Origin of the sequence: Dactylosporangium sp. NPDC050688 (assembly GCF_040654515.1) — a bacterium.
Classification (GTDB): domain Bacteria; phylum Actinomycetota; class Actinomycetes; order Mycobacteriales; family Micromonosporaceae; genus Dactylosporangium.
The window spans coordinates 188,431-210,008 of sequence record NZ_JBFAIC010000001.1; the positions used below are offsets into that span (position 1 = coordinate 188,431).

Annotated in this window: 20 protein-coding genes and 1 pseudogene; 19 read left to right on the top strand and 2 right to left on the bottom strand. The window is 72.4% G+C overall.

The window, feature by feature from the left end:
• Position 1: 1 nt before the first annotated feature.
• Both AB0H83_RS00940 and dapB read left to right on the top strand, forming a co-directional pair.
• The gene (locus tag AB0H83_RS00940; protein WP_360084711.1) at positions 2-1,315 is read left to right on the top strand and encodes a pitrilysin family protein; all 1,314 of its coding nucleotides are present in this window, start codon (positions 2-4) and stop codon (positions 1,313-1,315) included.
• Between the two features lie 21 nt (positions 1,316-1,336).
• A complete protein-coding gene (dapB, locus tag AB0H83_RS00945) occupies positions 1,337-2,095 on the top strand; it encodes a 4-hydroxy-tetrahydrodipicolinate reductase (protein WP_360084714.1) in 759 nt (252 codons plus the stop codon).
• Positions 2,096-2,178: 83 nt separating this feature from the next.
• Here dapB and AB0H83_RS00950 read toward each other — a convergent pair whose 3' ends face one another.
• Positions 2,179-2,787: a GNAT family N-acetyltransferase gene (locus AB0H83_RS00950; RefSeq protein ID WP_360084717.1), complete on the bottom strand. Its 609-nt coding sequence runs from the start codon at positions 2,785-2,787 to the stop codon at positions 2,179-2,181.
• A 155-nt stretch (positions 2,788-2,942) separates the two neighbouring features.
• Between AB0H83_RS00950 and AB0H83_RS00955 the strand changes: the two genes are divergently transcribed.
• The 17 genes and pseudogenes from AB0H83_RS00955 to AB0H83_RS01035 all read left to right on the top strand — a co-directional run bounded on the left by AB0H83_RS00955 (position 2,943) and on the right by AB0H83_RS01035 (position 20,610).
• The gene (locus AB0H83_RS00955; RefSeq protein ID WP_360084720.1) at positions 2,943-4,274 is read left to right on the top strand and encodes a glycosyltransferase 87 family protein; all 1,332 of its coding nucleotides are present in this window, start codon (positions 2,943-2,945) and stop codon (positions 4,272-4,274) included.
• Between the two features lie 101 nt (positions 4,275-4,375).
• The gene (locus AB0H83_RS00960; protein WP_360084723.1) at positions 4,376-5,590 is read left to right on the top strand and encodes a crosslink repair DNA glycosylase YcaQ family protein; all 1,215 of its coding nucleotides are present in this window, start codon (positions 4,376-4,378) and stop codon (positions 5,588-5,590) included.
• Positions 5,591-5,697: 107 nt separating this feature from the next.
• Positions 5,698-6,279: a DUF2752 domain-containing protein gene (locus AB0H83_RS00965; protein ID WP_360084726.1), complete on the top strand. Its 582-nt coding sequence runs from the start codon at positions 5,698-5,700 to the stop codon at positions 6,277-6,279.
• A 9-nt stretch (positions 6,280-6,288) separates the two neighbouring features.
• Positions 6,289-7,026, top strand: a complete 738-nt coding sequence (thyX, locus tag AB0H83_RS00970; RefSeq protein WP_360084729.1) for an FAD-dependent thymidylate synthase — start codon at positions 6,289-6,291, stop codon at positions 7,024-7,026.
• 36 nt (positions 7,027-7,062) lie between these two features.
• The gene (gene dapA, locus AB0H83_RS00975) at positions 7,063-8,016 is read left to right on the top strand and encodes a 4-hydroxy-tetrahydrodipicolinate synthase (protein ID WP_360084732.1); all 954 of its coding nucleotides are present in this window, start codon (positions 7,063-7,065) and stop codon (positions 8,014-8,016) included.
• Positions 8,013-9,701, top strand: coding sequence for a ribonuclease J (locus AB0H83_RS00980; protein WP_360084735.1), 1,689 nt, complete (start codon positions 8,013-8,015; stop codon positions 9,699-9,701). Before dapA ends, AB0H83_RS00980 begins: the two co-directional genes overlap by 4 nt.
• Positions 9,702-9,705: 4 nt before the next feature.
• Positions 9,706-10,107, top strand: coding sequence for a DUF2784 domain-containing protein (locus AB0H83_RS00985; protein WP_360084738.1), 402 nt, complete (start codon positions 9,706-9,708; stop codon positions 10,105-10,107).
• Between the two features lie 2 nt (positions 10,108-10,109).
• Positions 10,110-12,746, top strand: a complete 2,637-nt coding sequence (locus AB0H83_RS00990; protein WP_360084741.1) for a DNA translocase FtsK 4TM domain-containing protein — start codon at positions 10,110-10,112, stop codon at positions 12,744-12,746.
• Between the two features lie 165 nt (positions 12,747-12,911).
• Positions 12,912-13,832, top strand: coding sequence for an AEC family transporter (locus AB0H83_RS00995; RefSeq protein ID WP_360084744.1), 921 nt, complete (start codon positions 12,912-12,914; stop codon positions 13,830-13,832).
• 8 nt (positions 13,833-13,840) lie between these two features.
• Positions 13,841-14,482, top strand: a complete 642-nt coding sequence (locus tag AB0H83_RS01000) for a helix-turn-helix domain-containing protein (protein ID WP_360084747.1) — start codon at positions 13,841-13,843, stop codon at positions 14,480-14,482.
• 9 nt (positions 14,483-14,491) lie between these two features.
• Positions 14,492-14,980, top strand: a complete 489-nt coding sequence (locus AB0H83_RS01005; protein ID WP_360084750.1) for a DUF3291 domain-containing protein — start codon at positions 14,492-14,494, stop codon at positions 14,978-14,980.
• Entirely contained in the window at positions 14,964-16,406 is a 1,443-nt protein-coding gene (gene rimO / locus AB0H83_RS01010; protein ID WP_360084753.1) for a 30S ribosomal protein S12 methylthiotransferase RimO, read from the top strand. Before AB0H83_RS01005 ends, rimO begins: the two co-directional genes overlap by 17 nt.
• Positions 16,403-16,963, top strand: a pseudogene (pgsA, locus tag AB0H83_RS01015) (CDP-diacylglycerol--glycerol-3-phosphate 3-phosphatidyltransferase); the annotation flags it as partial. The gene rimO and the pseudogene pgsA, both read left to right, overlap by 4 nt.
• 351 nt (positions 16,964-17,314) lie before the next feature.
• Positions 17,315-17,800, top strand: a complete 486-nt coding sequence (locus AB0H83_RS01020) for a CinA family protein (protein ID WP_360084756.1) — start codon at positions 17,315-17,317, stop codon at positions 17,798-17,800.
• 100 nt (positions 17,801-17,900) lie between these two features.
• Positions 17,901-18,377 carry a helix-turn-helix transcriptional regulator gene (locus AB0H83_RS01025; RefSeq protein ID WP_360084759.1) on the top strand — a complete coding sequence of 159 codons (477 nt, stop codon included), beginning with the start codon at positions 17,901-17,903 and terminating at the stop codon, positions 18,375-18,377.
• Between the two features lie 579 nt (positions 18,378-18,956).
• Positions 18,957-19,826: a PspA/IM30 family protein gene (locus tag AB0H83_RS01030; RefSeq protein ID WP_360084762.1), complete on the top strand. Its 870-nt coding sequence runs from the start codon at positions 18,957-18,959 to the stop codon at positions 19,824-19,826.
• A 28-nt stretch (positions 19,827-19,854) separates the two neighbouring features.
• Complete coding sequence (locus tag AB0H83_RS01035; protein ID WP_360084765.1) at positions 19,855-20,610, top strand: hypothetical protein; 756 nt, start codon at positions 19,855-19,857, stop codon at positions 20,608-20,610.
• Positions 20,611-20,729: 119 nt separating this feature from the next.
• Here AB0H83_RS01035 and AB0H83_RS01040 read toward each other — a convergent pair whose 3' ends face one another.
• The gene (locus AB0H83_RS01040) at positions 20,730-21,518 is read right to left on the bottom strand and encodes a hypothetical protein (protein WP_360084768.1); all 789 of its coding nucleotides are present in this window, start codon (positions 21,516-21,518) and stop codon (positions 20,730-20,732) included.
• Positions 21,519-21,578 lie beyond the last annotated feature (60 nt).

Consider the following 21,578-nt stretch of genomic DNA (forward strand, 5'->3'; position numbering starts at 1 on the left):
CATGGCGAGCCGGACGCTGACCCAGACGCTGGCAGAGGACCCGCTGGGTGGCACGGTGCGCCGCACCGTGCTGCCCAACGGGCTGCGCATCCTGACCGAGGCGATACCGTCGATGCGCAGCGTGTCGTTCGGCGTCTGGGTCGGCATCGGCTCGCGGGACGAGACCCCGGCGCTGTCCGGGGTCTCCCACTTCCTCGAGCACCTGCTGTTCAAGGGCACCAAGCGGCGCAGCGCGCTGGAGATCTCCTCGCAGATCGAAGCGGTCGGCGGGGAGACCAACGCGTTCACCGCGAAGGAGTACACGTGCTATTACGCACGGGTCCTCGACGCCGACCTGCCGCTCGCCATCGACGTGGTGTGCGACCTGGTCATCGACTCGGTGCTGACCGATGCGGACGTCGAGACCGAGCGCGGCGTGATCCTCGAGGAGATCGCCATGCACGACGACGAGCCCGGCGACGAGGTGCACGACGTCTTCACCGAGGCGATCTTCGGTAACCACCCGCTCGGCCGGCAGATCTCCGGCACCGTGGCGAGCATCTCCGCGCTGAGCCGCAAGCAGATCGACGGGTTCTACCGCCGGCGCTACCAGCCCTCGCAGATGGTGATCGCGGCGGCCGGCAACCTCGACCACGCGAAGGTCGTCAAGGCGGTCCGGGCGGCGTTCGCCGGGCTGTCCGCCGCGGCCGAGCCGGCGACGCGGCGCTCCCGCACCACGAGGGTGCCCGCCCGCTCCGGGCAGGTCGTGGTGCGCAACAAGGACACCGAGCAGGCGCACGTCGTGCTCGGCTGCGTGGGGTACCCGCGCCAGCACGACAACCGCTTCACGCTCGGGGCGCTCAACAACATCCTCGGCGGCGGCATGTCGAGCCGGCTGTTCCAGCAGATCCGCGAGCAGCGGGGGCTGGCGTACTCGGTGTACTCGTTCACCTCGCAGTACAGCGACACGGGGCTCTTCGGCGTCTACGCCGGCTGCGCGCCCGGCAAGGTCGAGGAGGTCCTCGCCATCACCCGGGAGGAGCTGGCCCGGGTGGCGCAGGACGGTATCAGCGACGCCGAGGTCGAGCGCGGCAAGGGCATGCTCAAGGGCGCCGTCGTGCTGGGCCTGGAGGACACCGGGTCGCGGATGAGCCGGCTCGGCAAGGGCGAGCTCCTGTACGACGAGCTGCTGTCCGTCGACGAGGTGCTGCGCCGGGTCGACCTCGTCACGCCCGAGATGGTGCGGCAGGTCGCGGGGGAGCTGCTGTCCCGGCCCATGTCGCTCGCGGTGATCGGCGACTTCGACGACCAGGCCTTTGCGGGTGCCCTCGACTGACGCTGGGTTAGATTGTCCGGCGTGAACTCACAGGGAGAACCCATCCGGGTCGGCGTGCTCGGCGCGCACGGCCGCATGGGCACCGAAGCCTGCCAGGCCGTCGCCGACAGTGCCGATCTCGAGCTGGTGGCGAGGCTCGACGTCGGCGACGAGCTGTCCTCCGCCACCGGCGCCGGCGCCCGCGTCCTGGTCGACTTCACCACCCCGGACGTGGTGATGGACAACCTGCGCTGGTGCGTCGAGCACGGCGTGCACGCGGTCGTGGGCACCTCGGGCTTCACCACGCAGCGGCTCGACGAGGTGCGGTCGTGGCTGTCGGACAAGCCGGGCGTCGGGGTCGTCATCGCCCCCAACTTCGCGGTCGGCGCCGTGCTGATGATGGAGTTCGCGGCCCGCGCGGCCCGGTTCTTCGAGTCGGTCGAGGTCGTCGAGATGCACCACCCGCAGAAGATCGACGCGCCCAGCGGCACCGCCCTGCGCACCGCCCAGCTGATCGCCGAGGCGCGCGCCGAGGCCGGTCTGGGGCCGGTGCCGGACGCGACCACGCAGGAGTTGGCCGGGGCCCGCGGCACCGGCGTCGAGGGCGTCCGCGTGCACTCCCTGCGCGCCCGGGGACTCGTGGCGCACCAGGAGGTCCTCTTCGGCGCCACGGGCGAGACGCTGACGATCCGGCACGATTCGTACGACCGGAAGTCCTTCATGCCCGGGGTGCTCCTGGCGGTCCGCGCCGTCGTGTCGAGGCCCGGGCTGACCGTCGGGCTCGGGCCGCTCCTCGGCTAGCGTCACGTTGTGTAACCGTTTCGCGTTCAGTCTGACGTTTCCAGATACTGGGATCCGGCGGCCCCAATTCGGGCGCAACAGGGTCACATCGCGGTAACGGCGGGGGCTTCTTCGGTCTCCAGTGACACATGCCACCGGATCTGCGGGACGAGCAGATCATCCACGTCGAGTGACCGGCTGACCCAGTCCGGGGCCCAGCCGGAGCTCTCCAGAAATCGGCGCGTAACACGGTCGTCAGCGAACGTCCATGCAAGAGCTGTCGTGAATCCGTCAGTACGCCACAAATCGACACTAGCCGCCAGCAATCGGCTGCCGTGGCCGCGGCGTCCCCAGCGGGGTTCGACCAGGACATCGGTGATCGCCGCGGCCCCTGCCAGGACGGTGTGATCTTCCTCCGGGGCGAGCGCGGTGTCGTCTGCCGGACCTGACGCGGCAAAACCCACGACGTATGCTGAGGTCGGTCCGGCGCCGGGCGACTCCTGTTGCTCCACCGCGACCAGGACCCGGTGCTCTGGGGTCGGGGGATCCGCGATTGCGTCCCGCCACCTGCGGGTAATCCAGTCCTCGTCCAGTTGGTCGAGGACATGTTGGGGCAGCAGTCGCCGGTAGGCGACCCGCCAAGTCGTGAGTTGGATGCGCGTGATCTCGACGACGTCGTCGAGACGCGCAGGTCGGACGAAGCCGAGCGTCATGATGCAGCAGCCTACGGATTTTGTGTGAAGAGCCACGTGGCGGGGTAGCGCCGGCTCGTCACAGTTGGACCCGAGTAACCGTTGGGACAGGCAGCAGGTAGCCGGCAACGAGCGAGTGGAGGGCAGCACAAGTGGCGGAGCGAGGACGAGTCGCCGTGTTGACGGCCGTCCGGCCCAAGCTTCGGCCCCGGGTCAAGCAGGTGCTCATCGTGGCGGCCGTCTGGGCCGCCGTGTGGGCCTTCTTGTACGTGGCCGCGGCGCGAAACGGGTATTTCGATCTCAAGGTCTACTACGGCGCCATGGACTACTGGGTGAACAAGGGTGGCGACATCTACGACTACCTGGTGCCCGGCACGCCCTACGGCTTCACCTACCCACCGTTCGCCGCTGCCCTGATGTCGCCCATGGCGCTCATCGGCTGGCACACCGCGATCGCGATCAGCCTGACGATGAACGTGGTGGCGCTGGGTTTCATCATCACCTGGCTCATCGGCCCCGTCATCAAGCGGCAGGGCTGGCAGTTCTGGTTCTCCCTGGCCATCGCGTTCGGCATCGTCGCGGCCTTCGAGCCGGTGCGTGAGACCGTCAACTTCGGCCAGGTCAACATCCTGCTGCTGTTCATGGTCGTCGGTGACCTGATGCTGCTGGTCCGCGGCGGGTCCCGCCTCGGCGGCATCGGCGTCGGCCTGGCCACCGCCATCAAGCTCACCCCCGGCGTGTTCATCCTGTACCTGGTGGTGACCCGCCGCTGGCGCGCCGCCGCGGTCTCCACCGCCACCGCGGCCGCCGCGACCTGGGCGGCGGCGACCTTCGCCCCGGACGCCTCGCGGGTCTTCTGGACCGACGCGATGTGGAACACCGACCGCGTCGGCTCCGCCACGTTCGTGTCCAACCAGGCGCTCAGCGGCCTCGTCGCCCGCCTGTTCAACCCGGACCCGATGAAGCCGCTGTGGCTGCTGCTCGTGCTCGGCGCGCTCGCCGTCTGGGCCTGGCGGGTCCGCAAGGCGGTCCGGGCCGGCGACGAACTGGCCGGGCTGGCGCTCACCGGGCTTGTCGGCTGCATGGTCAGCCCGATCAGCTGGATCCATCACCTGGTGTGGGTGCTGCCCTCGATGGCGGTCCTGCTGGACCACGCCACCGATCGGTCCTACGACGCACGCCGCCGGCGCCACCTCGTGATCTTCGGGGTGTTCTCGTACCTGCTGCTGTGCAGCCGCACGCCGTGGGCGTTCCACATGAAGTTCGATGGTCTCGGCCTGCTCGGCGGCAACGCGTACGTGCTGCTGATGAGTGCCCTGCTGATCGCGCTGCCGATCCGGGAGCCGGCCGACGCGACCTCCGGCCCGGCCCGCTCGGCCAACCCGGCCACCTCCACCGGGCCCGTCGCCGAGGACGTGCCGGACCTCGTGGAGATCGACCGGCGGGTGAGCGCGGCGTTCGACGCGAAGGAGGCGGGCACGGCGGAGCGACCACTGGTCGGCGCCTGACCCGTTTCCCACCCCCTGCTTCCGGTGGCCCCGCGCGATTCGCGCGGGGCCACCGTGCTGCCGGGCCGTTTTTTGTCATACCCCGGGGTTAGCCTCGCGGGGTGCTGACACTCACGCAGGCACGGCGCATCGCGCTCGCCGCTCAGGGTTTCGCCGACCGTGCCCCGACCGGCGTCCCCGAGCGGCGTCACCTGAAGCGGGTCCTCGGCCGCACCGGTCTGCTGCAGATCGACTCGGTCAACGTCGTCCAGCGCGCGCACTACCTGCCCGCCTACAGCCGCCTGGGGCCCTACCCGACGCAGCTGCTGGACCGGATGGCCTACCGGCGGCCCCGCGAGCTGTTCGAATACTGGGCGCACGAAGCGTCCCTGGTGCCGGTCCACCTGCACCCGGCGCTGCGCTGGCGGATGCAGTCCGGCGCCGCCTGGGGCCGGATGGTCCGCATGGCCCGCGAGCAGCCCGAGCTGATCCGCCGGGTGCTCGAGGACATCCGCGCCCACGGCCCGGTCACCGCCAACGAGATCGAGGGCGACCTGGCCGGCCCCCGCCGCAAGGACCACTGGGGGTGGAACTGGTCGGACACGAAGACCGCGATCGAGTGGCTCTTTTACACCGGCGAGGTGAGCGTGGCCGGCCGCAACGCCTCCTTCGCCCGGGTGTATGACGTGCCCGAGCGCATCCTGCCCGCCGAGGTCCTCGCCGCGCCGACGCCCGAGCCCGCCGACGCCTACCGCGACCTCGTCCGCGTCGCGGCCAGGTCCATGGGCATCGCCGCCGAGGCCGAGCTGCGCGACTACTTCCGGCTGCCGCTCGCCGGGGCCCGCACCGCGATCGCCGAGCTGGTCGAGGCCGGCGAGCTGATCCCCACCGAGGTCGAGGGCTGGCAGCCGCGGGCCTACCTGCACCACGAGGCGCCCAACCCGCGCCGCATCGGCGCCGCCACCCTCGTCAGCCCGTTCGACCCGCTGATGTGGGAGCGGGCCAGGGTGGCGCGGCTGTTCGGGTTCAGCTACCGCATCGAGATCTACGTGCCGCCCCTGCAGCGGCTCTACGGCTACTACGTCCTGCCCTTCCTGCTCGGCGACCGGCTCGTCGCCCGGGTCGACCTCAAGGCCGACCGCCGCTCGGGGACGCTGCTGGTCCCGGCCGCGTGGGTCGAGCCCCTGACCGGCCGCGGCGCGCCGTCCCAGGGCGAGGTGGCGGCGGCGCTGTGGGTGGAGCTGCAGCGGTTCGCCGGGTGGCTGGGCCTGGAGCGGGTGGATCTGCCGGTCGCGGGGGACTTCGCCGCCGACCTGGCCAAGGCGATGACGGCCTGAGCCGAAGGTGGCCTGGTCCGTCGCGGCGCGGGGGTGGGCCGTCCGGGTGCTCGGTGCGGTCCGGCGGCACGGTGGCAGTGCGGCATGCACCGTGTAGCGTGAAGAGCGTGACGTCACCCCTTCAGGCCGCGCCCGCCAGTGACGGGCTGGCGGCACACCTGCTGGCCGGCGCCGGCGCTGAGCAGCCCGCCGCGGCCGGTCACGAGCTGCCCCCGCAGGGTGGCTACCAGTACACCTACGTCGCCCGGCCGAAAGGGCGGATCGGCCGGCTGGTCGAGCGGACGCCGCGGTGGGTGTCGCCGCTCGGGGTGACGGCGCTGCTGTCCGGCGGCGTGGCGTACACGTTGCTGATGCGGCCGACGGAGTCCAGCGCGACGGCCGCGCCGACCTGCGTGATGAAGCTCTTCACCGGCTTCGACTGCCCGGGGTGCGGCGGCACGCGGGCGGCCTGGTATCTGCTGCACGGTGACGTGCCGGCGGCCGCGCACCACCACGCGATGCTGGTGTTCGCCACGCCGTTCCTCGTGTACCTGTACGTGAGCTGGACCGTCAACCGGCTCGCCAACCGCAAGGTGCTGCCGACGATGCGGCTGTCCAACGGTGCGCTCATCGGCTTCCTGGTGGCGTGGCTCGTGTTTTCCGTCGCACGGAATCTGCCCTGGGCACCGTTCGACTGGCTGTTCGTCTAGGCTTTTCGGATGCTCTCCGCCAAAGCCATCGCCTGGACGCACTTCGAACCTCCCGCCGACGTGCCGTGGGAGACGGATGCGGACGGCGGTCAGGCGCTGGCCGAGTTTGCCGGCCGGGCGTGTTACCAGTCGTGGAAGAAGCCGAACCCGGCGACCGCGACCAACGAGGGCTACCTGCGGCACATCCTCGAGGTCGGGCACCTGTCGGTCCTCGAGCACGGGACCGTGACGTTCTACCTGACCGGCGTGTCCCGGTCGTTCACGCACGAGCTGGTCCGGCACCGGCACTTCTCGTATTCGCAGTTGTCGCAGCGGTACGTGCCGGGGCGCGAAGCGCCGATGGTCGAGCCCGACGTGATCGCCGAGGACCCCGCGCTGCACAAGGTGTTCGTGGAGGCCTCGGAGGCGGCGCTGCGGGCGTACAACGAACTGCTCGAAGGCCTCGAGGCCAAGTTCAGCGACGTCGAGAACGGCACGAGCCGGCGCAAGCAGGCCCGGCAGGCGGCACGGGCGGTGCTGCCCAACGCGGCCGAGACGAAGGTCGTCGTGACGGGCAACTACCGGGCCTGGCGGCACTTCGTGGCGATGCGGGCGACGGAGGCCGCCGATGTGGAGATCCGCGAGGTGGCGATCGCCTGCCTGCGGGAGTTGCAGCGCGTGGCGCCCAACGTATTCGCCGATTTCACCATCAGTACCCTGGCTGACGGCACCGAGGTTGCGGCCGCTCAGTACAGCTGGGAATCTTGAGCTGAGCGACCTGAACGCGTCCGCTAGGTTGTGCGTATGACACGCACCGGTTCCGACCCCGGCCGGCCGTTCGGCCGGCTGCTCAGCGCGATGGTGACGCCATTTCGCGCTGACGGTTCGCTCGACGTCGACGGTGCGGCGCGGCTGGCCGCTCACCTGGTCGACGACCAGGAGCACGACGGCCTGGTGGTCAACGGGACCACCGGCGAGTCGGCGACGACCAGCGACGCCGAGAAGGACCAGGTGTTGCGGGCCGTCATCGAGGCGGTCGGCGACCGGGCCACGGTGATCGCCGGCGTCGGCACCAACGACACGCACCACACGATCGAGCTGGCCCGCGCCGCGGAGAAGGCGGGCGCCGACGGGCTGCTCGTCGTCACGCCGTACTACAACAAACCCCCGCAGGCCGGGATCCTGCAGCACTTCCGGTCGATCGCCGACGCCTCGGCCCTGCCGGTGATGGTCTATGACATCCCCGGCCGCACCGGCGTGGCGATCGAGACCGAGACCATGTGCCGCATCGCCGAGCACGAGCGGGTCGTCGCCGTGAAGGACGCCAAGGGCGACCTCGGCGAGAGCGCCTGGGTGATCAAGCGCACCGACCTGGCGTACTACTCGGGTGAGGACAAGCTGACCCTGCCGCTGCTTTCGGTCGGCGCCGTCGGGGTCGTCGGCGTGCCGACGCACGTCTTCGGCCTGGAGACCAAGCGGATGATCCTGGCGCACGAGAAGGGCGACGTCGCCCGGGCCCGCGCGCTGCACCTGCAACTGCTCCCGGCGTTCTGCGGGTTCTTCCGCACGCAGGGAGTCATCCTCACCAAGGCCGCCCTGACTCTGCTCGGCCTGCCCGCCGGGCCCGTGCGCCCGCCGCTGGTGCCGGCGAACGCGGCAGAGCTCGGCCGGTTGCGGGAGGATTGCGCTGAGGCGGGCCGCACGATCGGCACCGCGGACCAGATGGCCCATCACAACGACCTCGGAGTGGCCCTATGACGGTGGCACACATCGAGCTCGAACCACCGCCACCGCTGTCTCCGGGAGCCCTGCGGGTCACGCCGCTGGGCGGCCTGGGCGCCATCGGGCGCAACATGACGGTGTTCGAGCACGACGGCAAGCTGCTCATCATCGACTGCGGGGTGCTCTTCCCCGACGTCGAGCAGCCCGGCGTCGACCTGATCCTGCCCGACTTCTCGTCGATCCTCGACCGGCTCGACCAGGTTCAGGCGATCGTGCTCACCCACGGCCACGAGGACCACATCGGCGCCGTGCCCTACCTGCTGGCCCACAAGCCGGACATCCCGCTCGTCGGGTCCAAGTTCACCCTCGCGCTGGTCGAGGCGAAGCTCGCCGAGCGGCGTATCGAGCCGTACACGCTGACGGTCAAGGAGGGCCAGGTCGAGCGGCTCGGGCCGTTCGAGTGCGAGTTCTTCGCGGTCAACCACTCGATCCCCGACGCGCTCGCCGTCGCGGTCACCACCAGCGCCGGCATCGTCCTGCACACCGGCGACTTCAAGATGGACCAGCTGCCGCTGGACGGCCGCGTCACCGACCTCGCCGGATTCGCCCGGATCGGGGCCAAGGGCGTCGACCTGCTGCTGTCGGACTCGACCAACGCGGAGATCCCCGGCTTCGTCACCCCCGAGCGGGAGATCGGCCCGGTCCTGGAGGGGATCTTCGGCCGGGCGACCGGGCGGATCATCGTGGCGTCGTTCGCGTCGCACGTGCACCGGGTCCAGCAGGTGTTCGACGCCGCGCACGCGCACGGGCGGAAGGTCGCGCTGATCGGCCGGTCGATGGTGCGCAACATGGGCATCGCCCGCGACCTGGGGCTGCTGCAGATCCCGGCGGGGCTGCTGGTGCCGATCGACGAGGCGCTGGGGCTGCCCGAGGACCGGGTCGTGCTCATGTCGACCGGTTCGCAGGGCGAGCCGATGAGCGCGCTGGGCCGCATGGCCAACGGCGACCACCGGCACGTACAGATCGGTGAGGGCGACACGATCGTGCTCGCCTCGTCGCTGGTGCCGGGCAACGAGACCGCCGTGTACCGGGTGATCAACCAGCTCTCGCGGGCCGGCGCCATCGTCGTGCACAAGGACGTCGCCAAGGTCCACGTCTCGGGCCACTCGCCGGCCGGCGAGCTGCTCTACCTGCTCAACGTGGTCAAGCCGGCCAACTTCATGCCGGTGCACGGCGAGTGGCGGCACCTGCGGGCGCACGCGCAGCTCGCCCGCGACGCCGGAGTGCCCGCTGAGCGGGTCGTGCTCTGCGAGGACGGCGACGTGGTCGACCTCGTCGACGGCAAGGCGTCCCTGGTCGGCCACATCCGGTCCCGGTATGTCTACGTCGACGGCCTCGCGATCGGTGACGTCGGCGAGTCGCTGCTCACCGAGCGGCGCATCCTCGGCGACGGCGGGTTCATCGCGGCGACCGTGGTCATCGACTCGGTGACCGGCAAGGTCGTCGCGGGCCCGACGGTCTCGGCGAAGGGCTTCTCCGACGACCCCGCGGTGTTCGCCGCGGTGCTGCCGCTGGTCACGGAGTCGCTCAACAAGGCCGCGGCCGAGGGGATCACCGACCCGCACCAGCTGCAGCAGATCGTGCGGCGGACCGTCGGGCGCTGGGTCAACGAGGCCTACCGCCGCCGGCCCATGATCGTGCCTACGGTGGTGGAGGTGTAGCGAGATGTACGAGGTGCTGGCGTCCACCGTGCTTGTCCTGCACTTCTGCTTCCTCGCGTACGTGGTGCTGGGCGGGTTCCTCGCCTGGCGATGGCCCAGGGCGTTGTGGCCGCATCTCGCGGCCGCCGCCTGGGGGCTCGCCGTGGTGAGCATCCCGCTCACCTGCCCGTTGACGCTGGTCGAACACTGGGCCCGCCGCAAGGCCGGCGAGACCGGCGTCGGGCGGGGCTTCATCGACCAGTACATCGAAGGCGTGCTCTACCCGGAGCGGTACACGCACCTGTTGCAGGTGTTGGTGGGGGTACTGGTCGCGGTGTCCTATGCCGGGATCTATGTGCGCTCCAGAAAGCGCCGGAACACGACCCGTGGCTCCGAAGAAATGTCGGAGCCTACCGCTACGGTGTGACCATGGCGGGCCGCACCTCTCAGGCCGGCCGCGGTAGCGGCACCCCCGGCGCCCGCGGCGGATCGAGCACGCCGTCCAAGCGGACAACTCCCGCGAAACGGGCGACCCCGGCGGCGACCCCGGCGCGGCGCACGACCCCGGCCAAGCGCGCCACCCCGGTGGCGCGGCCCACCGCGCGCCGCACCACCACGGCACGGCGCCGCGGCGGCGCGGTGGTCGCCACGCCGCTGGGGCTGCTCGGCCGGGGCATGATCGCGCTGTGGATGGGCGTCGCGCACGGCGTCGGCTGGGCCGCCCGCGCCGTGGGCCGCCAGGCCGCCGGCGCCCGCGAGCTGGATCCCGCGCACCGCCGCGACGGCGCCGGCCTGGCCCTCATCGGCCTCGCCGTGCTGCTCACCGCCGCGGTGTGGTTCCAGTCGGCCGGGCCGGTCGGGCACTGGCTCGCCGGGATCTGCCACACGTTCATCGGCAGTGCCGCGGCCGTGCTGCCGGTGCTGCTGCTCATCGGCGGCATCCGCGTCATGCGCTCCGACCCCGACGACGACCACCGCGGCCGCGGCCTCGTCGGCTGGACCGCGCTGTTCCTCGGCGGCACCGGCCTGATGCACCTCGCCGCCGGCAGCCCCGAGAAGCCCGACCTGATGGACGAGGCCGGCGGCCTGCTCGGCCGGGCCGGCGGCGGCCTGCTGGAGAAGGGCGTGACCGCGTGGGTCGCGGTGCCGCTGCTGCTCCTGCTCGGAGGGTTCGGCCTGCTGGTCGTCACCGCCACCCCGATCAGCCGGATCCCGCAACGCTGGCGGCAGCTGCGTGACCTGGCTCTCGGCCGGGTCGAGGACCCGACCCTCGACGTCGACGAGGAGTTCGAGGAGCTCTACGACGAGCCGGAGCCGCGCCCGGCGCGCCGGTCCCCGGCCCGCCGCCGGCAGGCCGCCGCGCTGCCGCACCCGCTCGACGACCCTGACGGGCCGCTCGACGGCTATGACGCCTCGCCGCCCGACCTCGGCCCGGGCCTCGGCGACGACCCGATCGTCCACGACACGGTGGTGCTGCCGCGCCCGCCGGCCGCCGCCGGGACGCGGAAGAAGGCGAAGGAGCGGGAGAAGGAGCCGCCGGAGCACTCGCCGCTGCCGACCAGGGCGGAGCAGCTGGCGCTCACCGACGCCGACTACAAGCTGCCGCCGCCGGACCTGCTGGGCACCGGCGACGCGCCGCGCGGACGCACCCGCGCCAACGACGAGGTGATGAGCGCGCTGCAGGGCGTGTTCGAGCAGTTCGGCGTCGACGCGCTGGTCACCGGCTTCACCCGGGGCCCGACGGTGACCCGTTACGAGGTCGAGGTCGGCCACGGCGTCAAGGTCGAGCGGATCACGGCACTGTCGCGCAACATCGCCTATGCGGTGAAGTCGCCCGACGTGCGGATCCAGAGCCCGATCCCGGGCAAGAGCGCGGTCGGTGTGGAGATCCCCAACCCCGACCGGGAAAACGTGGCGCTCGGCGACGTGCTGCGCTCGCGCGCGGCGACCAGCGACCACCACCCGCTCATCGTGGCGCTCGGCAAGGACATCGAGGGTGGCTACGTGGTGGCCAACCTGGCGAAGATGCCGCACATCCTGATCGCCGGCGCGACCGGGGCGGGCAAGTCCAGCTGCCTCAACTCGCTGCTGGTGTCGCTGCTGACCCGCACCACGCCCGACGAGGTGCGGCTGCTGCTGGTCGACCCGAAGCGGGTGGAGCTGACCAGCTACGAGGGCATCCCGCACCTGGTGACGCCGATCGTCACCAACCCGAAGCGGGCCGCGGACGCCCTTGACTGGGTCGTGCGCGAGATGGACATGCGCTATGACGACCTGGCCGCCGCCGGGGTCCGGCACATCGACGACTACAACCGCAAGGTCCGGGCCGGGCAGATCGTCGCGCCGCCGGGCAGCGAGCGGGTGATCCGGCCGTATCCGTACCTGCTGGTCGTGGTCGACGAGCTGGCCGACCTGATGATGGTCGCCCCGCGCGACGTCGAGGACTCGGTGGTGCGCATCACGCAGCTGGCCCGCGCGGCCGGCATCCACCTGGTGCTCGCCACGCAGCGGCCCAGCGTCGACGTGGTCACCGGCCTGATCAAGGCCAACGTGCCGTCGCGGCTCGCGTTCGCCACCTCCAGCCTCGCCGACTCGCGGGTCATCCTCGACCAGCCCGGCGCCGAGAAGCTGATCGGCCGCGGCGACGGGCTGTTCCTGCCCATGGGCGCCTCCAAGCCGGTCCGTATCCAGGGCGCCTGGGTCAGCGAGACCGAGATCAACGACATCGTCAAGTTCTGCAAGGACCAGCGCGAGCCCGAGTTCCGCGACGGCGTCACCACCAAACCCGAGGACACCAAGAAGAAGGTCGACGAGGAGATCGGCGACGACATGGAGCTGCTGCTCCAGGCGATCGAGCTCGTCGTCACCAGCCAGTTCGGCTCGACCAGCATGCTGCAGCGCAAGCTGCGGGTCGGCTTCGCCAAGGCCGGCCGCCTCATGGACCTCATGGAGACCCGCGGCATCGTCGGCCCCTCCGAGGGCTCCAAGGCCCGCGACGTGCTCATCAAGCCCGACGAGCTCCCCGAGGTCCTCGGCGCCCTGCGAGCCGCCGAGGACGACGACTGACTGGTTGGCAGGTCGCATGCTGGCTTGATGCGCTGTGACGGCGGATTGTCGGCTCGGCCCGGCGCTCCGAGCAGCGGCGGGGTGGTCGAGTTGACGCCAGAGGGTGAGGTCGGCAGGGTGACCTGAGCGGTTGGGGTCGAGGCCGGGGCGGGAGCGAAAGCGGCGGTGCTGGCGGCGTTCGTCCCGATCTGGGCGCTCACCCTCGTCGGCTTCGTCGCCGGTCGCACCGGGGTGCTCGGGCACGGGGCCGTTGACGTGCTCGGGCGGTTCGTGTTCTACGTGGCGATGCCCGCCGCGCTGCTCGACACGCTGACCCGGCAGCCGATCACCGGGCTGGCCGGGGAAGGGGTCGCGGCGTTCGCCGGGGGGACCCTGGTCGTGGGGGCGGTCGCGTTCGGGGTGGCGCGCTGGGGGACGCGGCGGCCGCTGGGGGAGCAGACCATCGCCGCCATGGCCGCGGGGTACGTCAACGCCGGCAATCTCGGGATCCCGGTGGCGGTGCGGGTGCTCGGCGACGCGTCGTTCATCGCGGTGGTGCTGCTCATCCAGACGACGGTGCTGACGCCGGTGATCCTGGGCGCGCTGGACGTGGCGCGGGAGGCGCGGACCGAGCGGCGGTGGCGGCGGCTGGCCACGGTGCCGCTGCGCAGTCCGGTCATGCTGGCCTGCGTCGCCGGGGTGGTGCTCGGCGCGGTGGGGGTGCACCTGCCGCCGCTGGTGGCCGGGGTCGTCACGCTGCTGGGGGACGCGGCGGTGCCGTCGGCGCTGGTGGCGCTGGGGTTGTCGCTGGTGCCGACCGGCGGCGGCGACCAGGTTCCCGGGCGGCCGGCGGAGGTGGCGCTGTCGGTGCTGCTCAAGTCGTGCGTGCAGCCGGTGGTGTGCTTCGCGCTGGCCAGGTTCGCGTTCGGGCTGCACGGGGATGCGTTGTTCGCGGCGGTACTGTGCTCGGCGCTGCCGACGGCGCAGAACACGTTCGTCTTCGCGAGGGCGTACGGGGTGGACGGGCGCTTCCCGAGGGACGCCGTCGTTGCCTCGACGGCGGCGTCGATGGTGACCCTGACGGTGGCGGCGGCCCTGCTGGGATAGTTGGTGGGGTGGATGCCGCAGCGATCGCCGCCCTCGCCGAGCCGCAGCGCCGGGCCGTGTACGAGCACGTCGCCGCCGCCGGGGTGCCGGTCAGCCGCAACGCCGTCGCCGACGGGCTGGGGATCGGGCGGACGCTCGCCGCGCACCACCTGGACAGGCTCGCCGAGGCCGGGCTGCTCGAGGTGTCGTTCGCCCGGGTCAACGGGCGCAGCGGGCCGGGCTCGGGGCGGCCGTCGAAGCTGTACCGGCGCACCGCCACCGAACACGAGCTGAGCCTGCCGCCGCGCGACTACCGGATCCTCGCCACGGTCTTCGCCGACGCCGTCGAGGAGGCGGGCGTAGAGCCGGTGCTGTTCGAGGCGGCCCGCCGGCAGGGCGCCCGGCTCCGCCGGGACGGCGACACGCCCGCGGAGGACCTGCTGCGCCGGATGGGCTACGAGCCGTACGAGGACGGCCCGGTGTGGCGGCTGCGCAACTGCCCGTTCGACGGCGTGGCGCGCACCCACGCGGCACTCGTCTGCGGGGCGAACCTCGCGCTGCTGGAGGGGGCGCTGGGCGCCCGGGTCGCGATCGATCCGCGGCCGGACGGATGCTGCGTGACGGTCCGGCGCGGCGATGCCGGTACCAAAGACAATGTGGATAGGTTTTAGAATCCGCGCATGAGCTTCCACCTCGCGCAGCTGAACATCGGCCGGACCGTCGGGCCGAAGGACGACCCCCGCATGGCGGGCTTCTACGGCGACCTCGACCGGATCAACGCCCTCGCCGACGGCTGGCCGGGCTTCGTGTGGCGGCTCGTGGACGAGGACGGCGCCGACGCGACCTCGCTGCGGCCCTTCGGCGACGACCTGATCGTCAACCTGTCGGTCTGGCACGACCTCGAGTCGCTGCGCGACTTCACGTTCCGCAGCGGCCACCTGGACGTGCTGCGAAGGCGCCGCGAGTGGTTCGTGCCACTCGGCGAGGCGCACACCGTCATGTGGTGGGTTCCGGCCGGTCACCTCCCCACGTCCGGCGAGGCGGGTGAGCGCCTTGACCTGCTGCGCCGCAACGGGTCGTCACCCGAGGCCTTCACCTTCCGTGACCCCTTCCCCGCAGTCCCTGCCCCGGTCGGCCCGGTACCCTCGGAGCATGCCCACCAACGCTGAGCGTCGCGTCGCCCTGCTCACCCTCGGCTGCGCCCGCAACGAGGTGGACTCCGAGGAGCTGGCGGCGCGCCTCGCGGCCGGTGGCTGGTCGGTCACCACCGACGGCACCGACGCCGACGTCGTCGTCGTCAACACGTGCGGCTTCGTCGCCAAGGCCAAGCAGGACTCGATCGACACGCTGCTCGCGGCGGCCGACACCGGCGCCAAGGTCGTCGCGACCGGCTGCCTCGCCGAGCGCTACGGCGAGCAGCTCGCCGGTGAGCTGCCCGAGGCCGACGCGGTGCTCGGCTTCGACCACTACCCGGACATGGCGGCCCGTCTCGACGCGATCCTCGCCGGCGAGACGATCGCGTCGCACGCGCCGCGCGACCGGCGCACGCTGCTGCCGCTGACCCCGGTCGCGCGGCAGGCGGCCGCCGAGGTCGTCGTGCCCGGTCACGGCGCGGGCAACCTGCCGGCGCACCTGCGCGGCGTGATGCGGCAGCGGCTCGAGTCCGGCCCGGTCGCGCCGCTGAAGCTGGCCAGCGGCTGTGACCGGCGGTGCACGTTCTGCGCGATCCCGTCGTTCCGGGGCGCGTTCGTGTCCAGGACGCCCGACGAGGTCCTCGCCGAGGCCGAGTGGCTCGCGTCGAGCGGCGTGCGCGAGCTGGTGCTGGTGAGTGAGAACTCGACGTCGTACGGCAAGGACCTGGGCGACCCGCGCCTGCTGGAGCGGCTCCTGCCGCAGCTCGCCGCGGTCACCGGGATCGTCCGGGTGCGGGTGTCCTACCTGCAGCCCGCCGAGACCCGCCCGGGCCTGGTCGAGGCGATCGCCACGACCCCCGGCGTCGCACCCTACTTCGACCTGTCGTTCCAGCACTCCAGCGAGCCCGTGCTGCGGCGGATGCGCCGCTTCGGCTCGACCGAGCGGTTCCTGGAGCTGCTCGAGTCGGTCCGCCGGCTCGACCCGGACGCCGGCGCCCGCAGCAACGTGATCGTCGGTTTCCCCGGCGAGACCCGCGAGGACGTCGACGAGCTGGCCCGCTTCCTCACCGAGGCCCGCCTCGACGCCGTCGGCGTGTTCGACTACAGCGACGAGGACGGCACCGAGGCCGCCGACCTGCCCGGCAAGGTCTCCGAGAGCGACATCAAGAAGCGGTACGACTGGATGAGCGCCCTCGCCGAGGAGCTGTGCGCGCAGCGGGCCGCCGACCGGATCGGCTCGCACGTCGACGTCCTCGTCGACGACATCCTCGACGACTCGGTCGAGGGCCGCGCCGCCCACCAGGCGCCCGAGGTCGACGGCTCGACGACGCTCGTCGGCGGCGACGGGCTCGACCCGTTCGCGCTGCGCCGCGGTGACCTCGTCCGGGCCAAGGTCGTCGACAGCGTCGGCGTCGACCTGGTCGCCGTGCCGATCGAGATGATCAGTCCGGCGGACTCATGACGGGGTTGAAGCCCGTCCCACTGCTCAACGCGGCCAACGTCCTGACCGTCGTGCGGATGGTGCTCGTCCCGGTCTTCGTCGTGTTCGTCGTGGCGGGCCGGATGACCGAGACCGGCTGGCAGGTCGCGGCGGGCATCACCTTCGTCGTCGCGTCGGCGACCGACTACGTCGACGGGTGGATCGCGCGGACCCACAACCTGGTCACCTCCTTCGGCAAGGTGGCGGACCCGATCGCCGACAAGGCCCTCACCGGCACTGCGCTGGTGCTGCTGTCGCTGTACGACCGGCTGCCCTGGTGGGTCACCGTCCTCATCCTGGTGCGCGAGTGGGGCGTCACCGCCCTGCGCTTCTGGGTGCTCCGCCACGGCGTCATCGCCGCGAGCCGGGGCGGCAAGGCGAAGACGGCCCTGCAGATCCTCGCGATCGGCTGGTACCTGACGCCGCTGCCGGACGGGCTCGCCGCGGTCGGCCCGTGGCTGATGGCGGCCGCGGTCATCGTGACGGTGGTCACCGGCCTGGACTACGTGCTGCGGGCGTACCGGGTCCGCCGCGACTCCCTGCGCCGCCGCGCCGGCGGGCAACCGGGCGGCGGCGGGCCGGACGGCTTCGGCGACGCGGCGCGGACGTCCTTACCGGACCAGATGCTCAGCGCCCCGGCCGCCGCCCCCGCCGTCGCGCCCGTTGCCGACGAGCCGGTCGCGTGAGCGGTCCGGAGCGTAGCGGAGGGGCCGCGAACCATGGGCTCAGTGTTGGCTCGCGGCGGTGCCGGAGCGTAGCGGAGGTGGCGGCGTGAGCGGTCCGGAGCGTAGCGGAGGGGCCGCGAACCATGGGCGCAGTGTTTGGCTCGCGGCGGCGCCGGAGCGCAGCGGAGGTGACGAGGTGAGCCCCGGGAAGCGGAGGTGCAGGCAATGAGCGCAGCCGAGGTGCTGTCGGTGCTGCGGGAGCGGGGCGAGACGCTCGCCGTCGCCGAGTCGCTGACCGGCGGGCTGCTCGCCGCCGAGTTCGTCGCGGTGCCAGGGGCCAGCGTCGTCTTCCGTGGCGGGCTCGTCGCCTATGCGACCGACCTGAAGTCCAGTCTGGCGGGCGTACCGCTGCCGCTGCTGAACTCGCACGGACCCGTGGATCCCTCCGTCGCGGCCGCGCTGGCCGCCGGGGCCAGGGACCGCTGCGCCGCCGACTGGGCGGCCGCCACCACCGGCGTCGCGGGCCCTGATCCGCAGGACGGCCAGCCCGTCGGCAGGGTCTACGTGGCCGTCGCCGGACCGCTGCCCGACCACGCCGCGGTCCGGGAGCTCACCCTCCAGGGTGACCGTGCCGCGGTGCGCGCCGGCGCCGTCGACGCGGCCGTCACGCTCCTCGCCGAGCGGCTGGCGATCACCATCACCTCCCGATAAACGGCGGGGCAGGGTGTCGATCGGCGCCGCACCAGGTACCGTGGCGGGTACCAGTTTTCGCGGCAAGCCATTCGCGGACTGCCTCAGAGGGGGTGCCAAGGTGCTGCTTCGTCGAGTGATCGGTGACGCGCTGCGTGCGCGGCGGCAGGCCCAGCACCGGACCCTGCGCGAGGTGTCGACCGCCGCCAACGTCAGTCTCGGCTATCTGTCCGAGATCGAGCGCGGGCAGAAGGAGGCGTCCAGCGAGCTGCTGGCCGCCATCTGTGAGGCGCTCGGGGCCGCGTTGTCCGAGGTCCTGCGTGATGTGAGCGACACGCTCGCCACCGCCGAGGACCTGCCACGCGTCCTCGTGCCGGTCGGTGCGCCCGGGTCGGAGCCCGCCCCGGAGGCCGCACCCGCCGCCGAGCCCGCCGCTCCGGCCGCGGCGCCAGCGGCCGAGGCCAGGATCGGGCGCGGCGCGCCGAGGTCCAAGGTCAGCGCGGACGCGAAGCTGTCGGTCGCGGTGCACCACGACGGCCCGCTGCGCACCACGCTGCGCGCGACCCGCAACCCGCGGGAAGTCGTCTACGCCGCTTGACCCGGCCCATCGGCACGTCGACGTCGACCCCGGGCGGCTGCGACGCGTCGCCCTGCCGGGTGCGTGCCGTGACCGGCCAGCTCGATGTGGCGCGCCGGCTGGATGGAGGACTGCGAGATGTCGCTGGCGCGGATCCAGGCGCCGGCGTTCGGGCCTGCGGGCTTGGCCTGCGGGCTCGGCCTGCAAGGCTCGTCGCGCGGATGGCGGAGCGTGGCCCGCGCCGACCTCCCCGCCGTCGCGCGGCCGTCACAGGTTTGTCACAGGCCGTCGCAGGTCGGGCCGGGCTGCTCGCACTGCGCGCCGCGACCGGCGGCGGGGCATCATTGACAGCAGCTGACCAGCGACCTCGGGGGCATGCGCCGCGGTCTCGCCGGAGCCGAGCGGCTGTCATGCTCGGCGCCGACCGGCGGGCAGGCGCAGTAGTGCGCATCCCTGAGATCACCCTGAGTCGCGCGGGGTTTGTTGCCGTTTGACCGATTTCTCCTACGGTTTGTCCGCACGCTGGGCGTGACGCTCTAGCGCTCGCCTGACACGATGGAAGCCGCACGTTCGTAGTGCCGGCCGAGAGAGGACCGCGAGATGGCGAATCCGTTCGCTAAGGGCTGGAATTACCTGATGGCGCTCTTCGGCGCCAAGATCGACGAGCACGCCGATCCCAAGGTGCAGATCCAGCAGGCGATCGAGGATGCCCAGCGCCAGCACCAGGCGCTGGTGCAGCAGGCCGCGGCCGTGATCGGCAACCAGCGGCAGCTCGAGATGCGGCTGTCCCGGCAGATGGGCGAGGTGGAGAAGCTGCAGGGCTCCGCCCGGCAGGCGCTCGTGCTCGCCGACAAGGCGCGCGCCGAGGGCAACGAGGCGAAGGCCACCGAGTACGAGCAGACCGCCCAGATCTTCGCGACCCAGCTGGTCGCGGCCGAGCAGGGCATGGAAGACCTCAAGACCCTGCACGACCAGTCGCTCAACGCGGCCGCGCAGGCCCGCAAGGCGGTCGAGAGCAACGCGATGCTGCTGCAGCAGAAGCTCGCCGAGCGCACCAAGCTGCTCAGCCAGCTGGAGCAGGCCAAGATGCAGGAGACCGTCGCCAAGTCCCTCGAGTCGATGAGCGGCCTGGCCGCACCCGGCAACACGCCGTCGCTGGACGAGGTGCGGGAGAAGATCGAGCGGCGGTACGCGAACGCGATGGGCCGCGCCGAGCTCGCCTCCAACTCCGTCGAGGGGCGCATGCTGGAGGTCCAGCGCACCACGCTCGACATGGCCGGCAGCTCCCGCCTCGAGCAGATCCGCGCGAGCATGGCCGGCGACCAGCTCGCCGCCGCGCCCGCGACGCCGGGCGCGACGCCGGCCGCGGCGTCGACCGGACCGAAGGACGCCAGCGTGGCCCGCCTCGACGAGATCCGGGCCGGGCTGAACAAGGACAAGCAGGCGGGAGACGCCGCCAGCGCGAGCTGACGTCGTCGACAGTGGGGGAGAGCGGGTCATGGCGTCGGAGCGGACGAAGCATCTCAAGCGACTGCGGCGGCTGCACCGCTCCGCGCGCGGCTGGTCGGTGCGGGCCGGCCTGCTGACCGGCGCCACGGCGGTCCTCGTGCCGTACAGCGGCCTCGGCCTGCCGGACGCGTTCTGGGCGGCCGGGGCCGGCGGCTCCATCGCCGTGGCGATCTGGCGGTGGATCGACCTGCGGGCCTTCAAGGCCCTGCCCGTCCCGCCCGAGCCCGACCCGGCCGTCATCGGCGCCCAGACCAAGGAGAAGCTGGTCGGCATCGTCGCCCGCATGCCCGCGGGCCGCACCGCGATCGCCGAGTTCGGGCGGCAGCGGGAGTCGTTCAAGCTGCGCGGCCTTACCGTCGCCGAGCCGTGGCGGCGCCTGGACCGGGCCTCGGCCATGCTGCACGGCCTGGTCGGGCGGCTCGGCCCGCACGCGGAGGCCGCCGTGCTCGACGCGACCGTGGCCGAGCAGTCCCTGCGTGACCTGGCGCAGCGCACCGCCTCCGTCGAGCGGGCCATGGGGCTCGGCCCGGCCGGCGAGTCACTGCGCCCCGCGCACGCCGTCCTCGCCGCGCAGCTGGAGCAGGGCGTGGCGGCGTACGAGCAGTTCGTCACGGCGGCGGCGGGCTGCGTCGCGGAGGACAGCGCCACGATCGGCAACCTCGCCGACGCCACCGCGTTCCTGAAGGGGGTCGCGGAGGCGCTGTCGGACCTGCGCACCACCAACCCGCGGCCGAGCCCGGCCTGACCCACCGTTCCGCCGGGCCGTTCCTCGCCGGCCGGTGCCGGCCAGCTCGGCCGGCCTGCTGGTCCAGCTTGCTCGGCCGGTGGATCCGGTCGGTGATTCGGTCGGTGGATCCGGTCGGGTTATTCGTTGGGGAGCAGATAACGCCAGCTGGCGCGGACGATGTCGCCGGCCGTGGTGCGGTACGCCGGCCAGGCGCCGCGCTGGTCCAGGTCGCGGGTCAGCGTCCGCACGACCGCCCGGGCGGCGTCACCCGACAGGTCCGCCCTGCGCAGCGCGCCCCGGTCCGGCGCCGGCAGCGTCACGTCCGCGGGCCACGTGTTCACGGTCGCGGGCTCGCCATCGACCGGCATCGCGACCAGCCGGACCCGGTCGGCCAGGTACGGCTGAGCCGTCGCCGACACCTTCTTGTGCACCGCGGCGAGGCGGTCGCGGGCGTCGTAGAACACGTCGGCGTACACGTGCTCGGTCTTGAACTCGTCGAGCCCTTCGGCGGTGAACGTCAGCATCCCCGACGGCGACCACGTCGAGATCTTCGTGACCACGGCGTCGGCGATCGGCGAGGGTGCGGTGCGCGGCTTCTGCGCGTCGCTGGAGCGCAGGTCGGCGAGCAGCCCGGCGGCGAGACTCTGCAGCTCGTCGGCGTCGAGGCGGGACCGGTACGTCGCGTCGGCGATCGCGTCGCCGTCACCGAACACGACCAGGCGGGGTGGGCGCAGCGCGAGCATCGCCGTGCCGACGAGCCCGCCGGTCAGCTCCCAGACGGCGAGCGGCGTGCCGTCGGGCGGTCGCAGCGTCGGGGCGCCTGTCGGGGCGGTGAGCGGGGACCCGTCGCAGCCGCCGAGCGCGGACGCCAGAAGCGCCGCCGCCGAGCCGACGAACAGGCCCCGCCGGCTCAGCCGGTGATCCACCGATACAACACCACACCCAGCGTCACGCCCAAGACCCTACCGCGTGTCCGCAATGATCAG